Raw genomic sequence first — 11,211 nt, 5'->3', positions numbered from 1 at the left:
ATAATTTTAAATAATATAGTTAATAACCATGAAAATGAATTTTATCCAGAAATATTTTGCAATTATAGTGATACTAGGAGTTCTTTTAGCTATATCAGTACCTTACATATTTATACCATTAAAGCCATATATTACTTATTTGTTAGCTACTATTATGTTGGTAATTGGACTTCATCTACAACCAAAAGATTTTGTAAAAGTCGCTAACCTCAAGGGAAAGTTACTAGTTATATTGTTTTTGAAATTAACTGTTACATCAATAGCTGCTTTTATAATTGGTAAGATTTTTGGGTTGAGTTTAACCGCATTGATAGGTCTAGTTATTGTTGGCGCTTGTCCGGGAGGCACGGCTTCAGGAGTTATGGCTTTATTGGCTAGAGCAAATATTTCACTTACTGTTAGTTTAACTTTCTTAACAACATTGTTAGCACCAATAGTTATGCCACTAATCATCTATTTTTTCTTTGCGAAGAGTATTGAGTTAGACTGGTTTGGTATGTTTGAAACAATGGCAATAATAGTTATCTTACCGATAGTTTTAGGAATTTTAATTAGTAAATTTACTAAACTAAATGATTCAACTTTAAAGAAAATCTCTAGTATTCCAATACTCTTGATTATGCTAATAGTAATGGTTGTAACAGCTTTAAATAAAGACGCTATTATACTTGTACCTTTAGATATTATTTTAAGCGTTATAGTCCTTAGTATATTTGCTAATGTTTTTGGATATTTAATAGGTAAAGTTTTGGGCCTAGATTTTGATAGTAGATTAGCTTTGCTATTTGAGTTTAGTATATTAGATGTTGGCTTAGGGATTGTGATAGCTTTGACCTTCTTTGGTAATCAAGCAGCTATTGCTGCAACTTTTTATGCAATTTGGCAGAATATTATTGGACCTATAATTGTTAACTTTATAAATATATGTCGCAGTACTAAGTTTAAATCTTCTTAAAATATTTTGTTGACAAAAAAGTCTAAAATAGACTAATATATCTAAAAAATGGTTTTAGATATCAAAATGAATCCTGAGTTAGAAAAATTTATAAATGTCGCGGAAGCTATAAGTAGGCTTTTGCATCCTTTTGCAGAAGTTGTAATTCATGATTTATCTAAGAACAAGATAGTTGCGATTTTTAATCCTATCTCTAAAAGAGAAGTTGGAGATATATCATATTTAGATCATATAGATTTAGATGCTTACGATGATTTTGTAATAGGGCCGTACGATAAAATAAATTATGACGGGCGGAAAATGAAATGCATTATCACTGTAATTAAAAGCTCAACAAATGATGTTATAGGGACATTATGCATAAATTTAGATATTTCTGTGTTTGATAGATATCAAAATTTAATAAACGTATTTCTAAATAATAACAATATGCAAATGTCGCAGCAACAACAGAGCCTTTTCAGAGATACTCTTTATGAAAAAATTAACAATTTTGTGCAGAGATATTGTATAGATAATAATTTATCAATTGATAATTTAACAAGGGATCAAAAGAAAAACTTGATTTTAGAACTTAAACAACAAGGCGCACTAGATGGTAAGAATGCAAGTAAATACATTGCAAACGCACTAAATATTAGTCGAGCTACTGTCTATAACTATCTTAAATAATCATAGGAAAAAAATAATGTTAATCATATTAGGAGCAATTGTTGGTTTTGTAGCTAGTTTTATTTCTACGCTACTTGGTGGAGGAGCAGGTTTGATAGCTGTTCCAGCTTTTTATTTTATAATTGTACATACTTATGGAGCGGACTTTGCTATGCAAATAGCTATAGCAACTTGTTGTGGGATGTCTATATTTTTAAGTTCTATAGCAACATACAAACACTATCGTAAAGGTAATATACACTTGGGAGAGTTAAAGTATTATTTAGTATATTTATCTATAGGGGCGCTAGTAGGCTCAATAGTTGCAAAACATATAAATACAGATCTTTTGAAAATAGTCTTTGCAATATTGTTATTTGGGAGTGGTATCTGGATGATATTGCACAATGATAATAAGGTTGTTAAATTACCTAGAAGCGCTAGATATAGTATTTTTGGATTTTGTGGTATTTTGAGTGTTTTGGCAAGCTCAACAACCTTTGCAACAATGTTTTTTATAAAGATTGGTACTGATATCAAAAAAGCTATAGCTATAACTAGTGTCTGTGTGCTTATAAATTCATCAATTGCAGCACTTGTGCTTACTTATGGAATTAGTATTAATGTACCATCAACACTTGGTTATCTAAATATTCCATTGTTAGTATCATCGGGTATATTTGCATTGGCAGGTAGTCTTTTGGCAGTTAATTATTTAGGGATAATTTCTCCAAAGCTCCTAAAGAATTTATTCATAGTTTTGATGTTTGTTTCTGGTGGTGTAATGATTATCTAAAAGTTGAAAATATAAGCTTTTGCTGTATACTTAATATCTCTTTGGAGAGGTGTCCGAGTGGTTGAAGGAGCACGCACGGAAAGCGTGTATAGTTTAACGACTATCGAGAGTTCGAATCTCTTCCTCTCCGCCAGTTTTAAATAAAAGAATAATCTGTCTTTGTGTACGTTACTAAGACACTTTCTTGATGATATGTTTTCTCGTAGACATTGACTAGATTGTTTACTTTTTGTTCAAGTTGTTTTGATTTATCATCTGCAAGTATTGTGACAACTTTTGTTTTTTCACTATATGTGGTTCCTGTTGGGCTACGCCAATATCCTCTAGCATCATTTTCAGTATAACCATCAGGGAAAGCGGGTGTTATGTATTTGTTCTCAAAATTTTTGAACATCTTATCTGAAACGTAAGAGATATTATCTTTATCATCTTTCATAGTTCTGCCAAAGTAAAGTTTGACTATATATCCTTGATTATCTTTGGTATCTGCAAAGCCAGTATCCGATAAGATAAATATACATAATGCTAGTGTAATTGTATATCTCTTCATAAGCTTCTCTTTAGGTTCTTCTTCAAAAAAACAGCAGCTAAAATTAGCATTAGCCAGCCTATCATCAGTGTGGTACCACCTAATGGTGCTAGCTTCAAAATAATAGGTATATTATAAACCACAGAAATATAAATGCTGAAACTAAATAATATTGTGCCAACTATAAAAAATAAGTTGCTTAGTTTAAGAGTTAAACATCGTGATAAGCTCTTACTACTTAAAAGAGCTATTCCAATACCGCTAATTACGATAGCATAGGTTTGATTATAACGTATAGCTGTCATTATAAATTCAAAATGTTCAGCTGAGATTTGTGATTTTAAACCATGTTCTGCGTAAGCACCAAAAGCTACTGATATAAAACCTAAGATCGCACCAATTATTAAGTTCATCTACTCTCCAGTTTAGGTTACCTTATTTTACAATGGGTTAAACGATTAAAACGCCATTTCGCAAACAGACTATATATAATTTTAGCAAAACTATATATTAGTGGTAGTTTAATAATAGTTGCTAACTTTCTCCATTTGTTTAATTGGCTCCATGTTATGATAAAGGCATCAACTCCAGTATGAAATTTACCTTCGTTATCTTTGACATGAAATAGCTTCAGACAAGATAGAGTATCTAAATTTTCTTTGTTAAGACTTTCTTCAGATATTTCGGTAATATCAATCCATTCAAAAATATTTTCTGGTGCTATATTTTTATAGTGATTTATCTCTTTTGAGCATAATCCGCATTTACCATCATAGAAAACTTTAATCACAAAAAAATCCTTTACTAAAGATATTGTATAACCACTACGATAAATATTATCAAGCCAATCCAGTGATTATCAGAAAAAGCCTTTATACAGTTAGCTATACCTAGTTTTTTGTATAAGAAATAATTTCTGATAAATAAAAAAGCACTAATAACAACACCTATATAAAAAATAATATTAAAGCTTAGATATATACCTAGAGCTATCAGAAGTACTAATGATATGAAATTGAATAAAAAGATGTATTTAAATACTTTATCTCCAAATAAAACAGCTGATGACTTTATACCAATTTCTAAATCAAAATCTCGATCAGCTAATGCATAAATAGTATCATAAGCTATAGTCCAGCAAATAGTAGATAAATAAAATATCCAAGCTTCTAAAGGTATTTTGTTTTGTGTAGCTGAGAAGGCCATAAAGATACCAAAATTAAAAGCCAAGCCAAGCACTAATTGAGGAATTGCAAAAAATCTTTTACAAAATGGATAAAGTACGGCTAAAAATAAGGCGACAAATGATAATAAAATTGTGTATAAGTTTAAAAACAATACACAGATAAAAGCAACTATCGTAAGAGCTAGACACAAGTATAATGCATTCTTGACATTAAGTTTACCACTGGTTAAAGGTCGAGTATTGGTACGCTCTACATGTTTGTCGAAATCTATGTCTGCAATATCATTAACAATACAACCTACTGTACGCATTACAACCACACCAATAGTGAAGATAATCAAATATTTAATATCTGGAATACCATGACTTGCCAAAACTAGTGCGGTAAGAGTTGGCCAAAGAATTAGCAGTATTGGAATAGGGCGATGCAATCTCATTAGCATAATATATGCTTTGAATTTTGTATTACTCTGCATTACATAACTCCGGTAAAACTAGAAAATATTCTGTAATTAAAAATTTAAGCTCTTGATTATTTTTATATGTAAATATCGAACTACGAGAAAAGATCTCTTGCTGAATATGTCTACTTGTTTCTTGATAAAAAGCATCACTAGATAATTTACGGATTATGAATTCATCACGAGTAAATTTAGATTTTTCAAAAAGTAGATTATCACCAATTGGTTTTGTGCCAAGGCTATCAACTTCTTGTGAAAAAAAATCATAAGTATCACAGGGAATAATTGTCCTAGCAAAAATTAATGTTTCATTGATGCTTGAAAGAGTTATTTGTCGTACTAATGCAGACTTAATATCTAATAGTGATGCTTCTAACTGATTAACATTTGTAAAACACTGAGAGATCTTATCTAATATAATTTCACCATAGCTTTTTGATAGGCTTGTAACTAAGTTTTTTGCATCATTAAGCCAGTATCTTTCTACTTTTGATAAATTTTGTTTGTTAATAATATTCATATATCAGAAATACCTTAAACTTAAGGTTTCTTATTTTAATATCGATTTGTATAATTATACACTTAATACTTATGAATTTAATTAAAAGGGTTCCAAAATGCGTCCAAGTGGAAGAAATAACGATCAATTACGTACTTTAAAAGTTACACATAATTTTACAAAACATGCTGAAGGTTCAGTTTTAATAGAATTTGGTGATACTAAAGTTTTATGTACAGCTTCTGTAGTTGCTGGTGTACCAAGATTCAAAAAAGATTCTGGTGAGGGGTGGTTAACTGCTGAATATGGTATGTTACCGCGTTCAACTCATACTCGTATGGATAGAGAAGCTGCTAGAGGTAAGCAATCTGGTAGAACACAAGAAATTCAAAGACTAATTGGTAGAGCATTACGTGCAAGTGTTGATTTAAAGAAAATAGGTGAAAATACTATCAAAGTCGACTGTGATGTAATCCAAGCAGATGGTGGCACACGTACAGCGTCTATTACTGGAGCATCATTAGCTATCAGGGATGCTATAGATTATATGAAGCAAAATGGTATGCTTGATGAACAAACTAATCCATTAATGTCTCAGGTTGCTGCAATATCTGTAGGTATTTACAATAATGAGCCTGTACTTGATTTAGATTATGATGAAGACTCTAATGCTGAAACAGATATGAATGTAGTTATGAATTCAAATGGTGGTATGATTGAGATTCAAGGTACAGCAGAAGGCAAAGACTTCTCAGAAGAAGAATTTGCTAAAATGCTAGGTCTTGCTAAAAAAGGTATTAAAGAAATATTTGAAAGTATATTCTAGTTCTTAATAAGTATAATTCTTATAAAATAAAATCTTAAAGAGTATTTATATGAGAATTTATCTTTGCTAGTAATGCAAAATCTTTTGTTTTCAATTCAAATAGAAACTCTTGTAATGGTTCACTTTTTGCAAAAAGAAGTCTTTGCTCAATTTGTTTAATTTGGTCTTCTAATGTCTGTCTTTGTTGATACAATTCACGAAGCTCTTTATCAGCGTTATTAAAAAAGTTTTGAATATTATCTTCTTTTTTGGCTTGTAGTCTAGTTTTGAGGTTTGTGCTTAGACTAGAAGTTCTGTTTACTGATAGCTTTTTTCTACTACCTAAAGAAAGTTTTTTACGTGGTTCTTGTTCTGACATTTATTTCTCTTAGTTATTAAATTTTAGATTTAATGTTTGAATTGTATAAGAATAACAATATAAATAGGGATTATAATATATTTTTTACTAAATTTATAGCTCCAAGCTTTAGAACTTTAGGCGATTTTGTTAGGAGTCACTCTAATTGATTCTAAATCTATTAGTGCACCGTAACTATCATCTTTTCCGGACTCTCTTAGTGTTAAGGTCTTACCTGAAGCACTAGTATTTTGTAAATCTATGTCAATTTTTTGCCAACCTTTAGAGAAGCTATTATGTGTATAGACAAGCTCATCACCTAAATAAACTTCAAAGTTACTTGAGTCATCACCAGTTCTAGAGTAAAAATCAAATGACATTTGCATACTATCAAAACCTTTTGATGCTAAATCATGAGAAAAGTCAACAATCTCATTCCTATCGCCGTCAAGCTCAGCAACATTTGGTCGGATATCATCAATATTATCAAAATTATTCCAAATTTCTATTTGCTCATCACCACCAGTTATATACCATTTTCCAAGGAAGTCACTGCCTGTATCAACCTTACCCCAGTCATCATCATCTACTGTTGTTTCATCGTATTGGAAGCTATCTTCACTAAAAATCATATTATTTTCTTTAAGTATCCTAAAGAAAGTAGCATCACCAAGTATACAATGCTCTGGTATGTTAGATTCATTTAGAGTATTGCCTGCAACTACACACCTCCATCTTACCATATCTGTTGGTACACTTTCTGGGCGTACCATAATCTCAGCATATCCATTTACTATGCCACTTCCCCCAGCTGTACCGATATTTTTCGTAAGAGCTGCATACTCATTAACTTCAGAGTAATCACCTTCAAGGTAAAAGTTTTTATTATCTTTTTTAAAGTCCCATATTTCTTTTGCGCGTGCTGTTAATACAGACACTTCAGTAGCTATTTTTGTCTTAATTATGTAATCAGAGTATGTTGCATAACCAAGAGTTGCTAAGATAGTAATTATTGCTATAGTTATAATTAACTCAACTATAGTAAAACCATTATGTTGAGTTTTTATATTCATATAGAGGAGTAGTTTGTTTGTATGTCTTATTATTATATCTTATTTTTAGGTGAAAATAGATTAAAAAAATATTAAAGGATAGTTTTTGTTTTACTTGGATTTGACTCCAATCGAAGCAAGTCTTTTTTCGATAGATGGATGAGTAGAGAACATATCAGACATATCTCCACTGCCTATACCAGCACTTAGTGGATCAAAGATATATGACGCACGACGGAGATTTTCATTTTTATTATGCTTATAGCTATATTGAGCTTCTGCTGTTTTACTATCGCCAGCAATCTTTAGTAGAGCATTTGCCATTGGTACATTTGTACGCATTAGCTCAACTGCTCCAGCATCTGCCATATACTCTCTTGTACGACTCAAGAATAGCATCATAAATATTGTAAAAATTTGTAACACATATCTTAAAATCATAATAATGATAAAAAATACGGCAGCATTATTGTTACGATTATTGCTGTTGCCATTATTATTGTTTCCTGAGAAAAGAGCTGAGTAAAATAAGAAATCCATAATAATAAGCATCATATTGGATAAAACCATAGTGAATAAGTTGAGCTTAATATCTTGATTTCTAATATGAGTTAACTCATGCGCCATAACAGCTTGTAGCTCATCACGGTTAAGAGCGTTTGCAAGTTTTGTTGTGATAGCAACCATTGCGGATTTTTCAGAGTAACCTGATGCAAAAGCATTCATATAATTGGCGTCAATTAAAAAAACCTTTGGCATATATCGCATACCCGCAGCTACTTTCATTTCTTCAACAACATTATATACACGACGAGCTAAAGGATCTTGGTTATCTGCTGAAACCTCATGATATTCAGTGCCAGATAGCATAATTTTGTCATACATACTAAAAGTGATGAATATCCAAATTACTGCTATAGCAGATATGATCATAGTAGCGTAAGGAGGTATTTGAAATGTTGCTAATGCATAAAATACTTTCGATATAGGTAGCTCAATACCATATTTACTATAGTAAGCATTCGCAAACTCACCATATCGCCAAAAGGTATCAACAAAAATTCCTAGCAGAAAAAAAACAATTAGGAATGTTGCTATGACAAAATATGTGCGATAAGTATTTTTACGAACAACTTCACGCCAGTTAACAGATCCATATTGTAGATTATCAGTATTTGACATCTTATAGTTCCACTCTAGAGTCTTCTAGTTGTTGTTTTTTCTCTTCTGAGATATTCCAGTATACAAATTCTTCATTTAGCTTCTTGAAGATATTAACTACCATCCCAGCAAAGAAGGATTTTTTATGAGCATTGTATTTTTCTATTGAGTCATTAAGAGCTTGTTTAGCAAAAGCTAATTTATTTTCAGTAGATGTAATTTCCTCTTGTAACTGAATTACGTTTTGATTAGCTTTTAATTCTGGATAGTTCTCAAATTGAACATTTATACCTTTTGCTAGATCAGAGATCTGATTTTCAGCATTTATTCTTTCTTGAATATCGCCATTTGCTTTAGCTAAATTAGCTTGGTTTCTTAGTGCTACAACTTGCTTTAGTGTTGTTTGTTCGTAGTCCATATATTTTTTAACAACATTTACTAATGAGTCAAATACTTTGGCTCTGCGATCAAGTTGTACATCGATTTGTTTTTCAGAATTTTTGACAGTTTCGATCTCTGCTATTAGTTTGTTGTAAGTCATAACTATATATACAGCAGCTATAGCTATAATTATCAGTAGAATTATTCCTATAGACATTTTATTATCTCCGTTTATTTGAATTTGTGTTACTTATGTAAAGATGACTCCAAAGTCTAAGATTTTCAAGTTTTATCTTAGCTATTTGATATCATCTTCTACAAATTTACAAAAAGCTTGTGTTAATGCGGTGTGGTATTTTTTCTCGTGAAGTAGTTTGTAGAAGTTTCTAGATAAATCGAGCTCTTTAGTTTCAAGTATGCAATATTTAGCAGTGTCTAAAGCTTGAGTTGTAATTACTTCAGATATACAAGCTAAGCAGTCGCTATATGCAATATACTGCTTTATTGCTTCTGAGCTGCGTAGAGTTATAGCTTTTTTTATGCTTGATACTTTATCTTCAAGAGCATTGAAAAATATTTCAAATGTTCCAGAGCCTTGCTCTCTCATTGCCCACTCATAATCTAAAAGATCTTTTATCTTGATATTTTTTTTCTTAGTTAATGGGTGGTCAATACGACAAATTACTTTTAGACTATCTTTTGCCCAAAGGTGAGTCTCTAATGTTTTACTATTACATTCGCCTTCGACAAAGCCTACATCACAGTTTAGTGACTCAACACTACTTATAATTTCTTTTGTATTGCCTGAAATAATTTCAAAATCTGTATCTGGATGTAACTTTCTAAACATTGCTACATACTTTGGTAATACATAGTTAGCTATTGTGGTACTGGCACCAATAACTATTTTCCCAGATAATTGAGTGCTATTTAAGCTAAACGATTCAAACTCTTCAATTTCATCTAAAATTTTGATAGCCTTTGCTAGTAGGTTTTTACCATTATCATTTAGTTTCATTCTTTTGCCAACACGATCAAATAATGTCGTATCAAGCATGTTTTCAAGTTGAGATAGTGACATACTTGCAGCAGCTTGTGAGATGAAACATTTTTCAGCACCAGCACTAATGGATTCAGATTTTGCAGTATTGACAAAAACTTGTAGTTGTTTTAATGTGATTCGCATATTTATATTTTAGTAATGCTTATATTATATGATTTTATTATAAGATTTTCTGATATTCAATATAGATAAGATTTATTAAGATAGTATATTGATGATTGAGTATAATATGTTTTAGGTAAATAAATTAGGTTAGTTATGGAAAGCTTTATAAAATATAAGTGGGCAGTGGTTGGTGCAGGTCCTGCTGGTATGGCAACTATTGGGCAGTTGTTGGATAATGGTATAAATGCAAAAAATATACTTTGGATTGATCCGAATTTTGGTGTTGGTGATTTCGGTAAAAAATGGGGAGAAGTTAGCAGTAATACAACGGTAGAGTTATTTTTGAGATTTCTTAATGATATAAAATCTTTTGAGTTTGAAAAAAAGTTACAAAAATTTGCTCTAGAAAATTACGATAAACAAGGATTCTCACAGTTAAAAGATGTTGCAGAACCTTTGCAATATATCACAGACAATCTACTTCAAAAAGTTGATTACAGTATAGATACTATTGCAGAAATGAAAGTAGCCCAGGGTGTATGGAATCTCTATGGTGCAAGAGAAAACTATATGGCTGAGAAAGTTGTTTTAGCTACAGGCTCTATACCTAAAACTTTGAATATTCATAATCCTGAAACTACAAAAGAAATTGATCTTGCTACAGCATTATCGCCATCTAAGTTAAAAAAAGAGCTTATTGAAGGTGATAGGGTGGCTGTATTTGGATCATCTCATTCAGCAATGATAATTATTAGAAATTTAATTGAGCTCGGTGTTGAAGATGTTGCTAACTTCTATCGTCAACCGTTGAAGTATGCTATCAATATGGGAGACTGGATTCTATACGATAACTCAGGTTTAAAAGGTGAGACAGCTAAATGGGTTAGAAAAAATATCTCCCAAAATTTAGATAGTCGAGTCAAAAGATATTTATCAACTAGTGAAGAGATAAATAAACATTTACATGAATATAATAAAGTTATTTATGCAGTAGGTTTTGATCAAAGAATACCTTGTGTAGAGAGTATCGATGCTAGAGTTTATGATCCTACAACGGGAATTATAGCACCAGGGCTTTTTGGTGCGGGTATAGCATTCCCACGTAAAGTAACAGATCCTAATGGTAATGTTGAGCTAAATGTTGGTTTATTTAAGTTTATGAATGATATTAAGCGCTTTCTACCACTGTGGATGAGATATGATATTTAG

At 31.1% G+C, this 11,211-nt stretch carries 15 protein-coding genes and 1 tRNA gene; 6 read left to right on the top strand and 10 right to left on the bottom strand.

Annotated elements, in window-relative coordinates; translation table 11 throughout:
• Nucleotides 1-34: 34 nt before the first annotated feature.
• From F0R75_RS06955 to F0R75_RS06940, 4 genes are all read left to right on the top strand, one after another.
• Entirely contained in the window at nucleotides 35-955 is a 921-nt protein-coding gene (locus F0R75_RS06955; RefSeq protein ID WP_149369187.1) for a bile acid:sodium symporter family protein, read from the top strand.
• Nucleotides 956-1,003: 48 nt separating this feature from the next.
• The gene (locus tag F0R75_RS06950; RefSeq protein ID WP_149367841.1) at nucleotides 1,004-1,627 is read left to right on the top strand and encodes a helix-turn-helix transcriptional regulator; all 624 of its coding nucleotides are present in this window, start codon (nucleotides 1,004-1,006) and stop codon (nucleotides 1,625-1,627) included.
• 16 nt (nucleotides 1,628-1,643) lie between these two features.
• On the top strand, nucleotides 1,644-2,402 hold the full coding sequence (locus F0R75_RS06945) for a sulfite exporter TauE/SafE family protein (RefSeq protein ID WP_149367842.1): 759 nt from the start codon (nucleotides 1,644-1,646) through the stop codon (nucleotides 2,400-2,402).
• 43 nt (nucleotides 2,403-2,445) lie between these two features.
• Nucleotides 2,446-2,535: transfer RNA gene (locus F0R75_RS06940), tRNA-Ser, on the top strand.
• Between the two features lie 3 nt (nucleotides 2,536-2,538).
• Here the strand turns inward: F0R75_RS06940 and F0R75_RS06935 are convergent.
• From F0R75_RS06935 to F0R75_RS06915, 5 genes are read right to left on the bottom strand one after another with little or no spacing between them, the layout of a single operon-like run.
• Nucleotides 2,539-2,952 carry a DUF3574 domain-containing protein gene (locus tag F0R75_RS06935; protein WP_149367843.1) on the bottom strand — a complete coding sequence of 138 codons (414 nt, stop codon included), beginning with the start codon at nucleotides 2,950-2,952 and terminating at the stop codon, nucleotides 2,539-2,541.
• Nucleotides 2,949-3,344: a DUF423 domain-containing protein gene (locus F0R75_RS06930; RefSeq protein ID WP_004286463.1), complete on the bottom strand. Its 396-nt coding sequence runs from the start codon at nucleotides 3,342-3,344 to the stop codon at nucleotides 2,949-2,951. Before F0R75_RS06930 ends, F0R75_RS06935 begins: the two co-directional genes overlap by 4 nt.
• Nucleotides 3,345-3,361: 17 nt before the next feature.
• Nucleotides 3,362-3,721 carry a thiol-disulfide oxidoreductase DCC family protein gene (locus F0R75_RS06925; RefSeq protein WP_149367844.1) on the bottom strand — a complete coding sequence of 120 codons (360 nt, stop codon included), beginning with the start codon at nucleotides 3,719-3,721 and terminating at the stop codon, nucleotides 3,362-3,364.
• 14 nt (nucleotides 3,722-3,735) lie between these two features.
• Nucleotides 3,736-4,593: a 4-hydroxybenzoate octaprenyltransferase gene (gene ubiA, locus F0R75_RS06920; RefSeq protein ID WP_149367845.1), complete on the bottom strand. Its 858-nt coding sequence runs from the start codon at nucleotides 4,591-4,593 to the stop codon at nucleotides 3,736-3,738.
• Nucleotides 4,583-5,098: a chorismate--pyruvate lyase family protein gene (locus tag F0R75_RS06915; RefSeq protein WP_149367846.1), complete on the bottom strand. Its 516-nt coding sequence runs from the start codon at nucleotides 5,096-5,098 to the stop codon at nucleotides 4,583-4,585. The genes ubiA and F0R75_RS06915 overlap by 11 nt, the downstream gene beginning before the upstream one ends.
• Nucleotides 5,099-5,195: 97 nt before the next feature.
• On the opposite strand from F0R75_RS06915, the gene rph reads away from it, so the two are divergent.
• Entirely contained in the window at nucleotides 5,196-5,903 is a 708-nt protein-coding gene (rph, locus tag F0R75_RS06910; protein WP_149367847.1) for a ribonuclease PH, read from the top strand.
• Between the two features lie 34 nt (nucleotides 5,904-5,937).
• Here the strand turns inward: rph and F0R75_RS06905 are convergent, their stop codons facing one another.
• The 5 genes from F0R75_RS06905 to F0R75_RS06885 all read right to left on the bottom strand — a co-directional run bounded on the left by F0R75_RS06905 (nucleotide 5,938) and on the right by F0R75_RS06885 (nucleotide 10,020).
• Complete coding sequence (locus tag F0R75_RS06905) at nucleotides 5,938-6,261, bottom strand: hypothetical protein (RefSeq protein ID WP_013922178.1); 324 nt, start codon at nucleotides 6,259-6,261, stop codon at nucleotides 5,938-5,940.
• Between the two features lie 116 nt (nucleotides 6,262-6,377).
• A complete protein-coding gene (locus F0R75_RS06900) occupies nucleotides 6,378-7,313 on the bottom strand; it encodes a prepilin-type N-terminal cleavage/methylation domain-containing protein (RefSeq protein WP_149367848.1) in 936 nt (311 codons plus the stop codon).
• A gap of 90 nt (nucleotides 7,314-7,403) precedes the next feature.
• Nucleotides 7,404-8,474, bottom strand: coding sequence for a zinc metalloprotease HtpX (htpX, locus tag F0R75_RS06895; protein WP_149367849.1), 1,071 nt, complete (start codon nucleotides 8,472-8,474; stop codon nucleotides 7,404-7,406).
• 1 nt (nucleotide 8,475) lies between these two features.
• The gene (locus F0R75_RS06890) at nucleotides 8,476-9,051 is read right to left on the bottom strand and encodes a LemA family protein (protein WP_149367850.1); all 576 of its coding nucleotides are present in this window, start codon (nucleotides 9,049-9,051) and stop codon (nucleotides 8,476-8,478) included.
• Between the two features lie 81 nt (nucleotides 9,052-9,132).
• A complete protein-coding gene (locus tag F0R75_RS06885; protein WP_149367851.1) occupies nucleotides 9,133-10,020 on the bottom strand; it encodes a LysR substrate-binding domain-containing protein in 888 nt (295 codons plus the stop codon).
• 135 nt (nucleotides 10,021-10,155) lie between these two features.
• Between F0R75_RS06885 and F0R75_RS06880 the strand changes: the two genes are divergently transcribed.
• A complete protein-coding gene (locus tag F0R75_RS06880) occupies nucleotides 10,156-11,211 on the top strand; it encodes an FAD-dependent oxidoreductase (RefSeq protein ID WP_149367852.1) in 1,056 nt (351 codons plus the stop codon).

The organism is Francisella marina (assembly GCF_008369785.1).
Taxonomy (GTDB): Bacteria; Pseudomonadota; Gammaproteobacteria; order Francisellales; family Francisellaceae; genus Francisella; species Francisella salimarina.
Note: the sequence above shows the minus strand (reverse complement) of the source record. Positions and strands in the feature narration are given on the sequence as shown.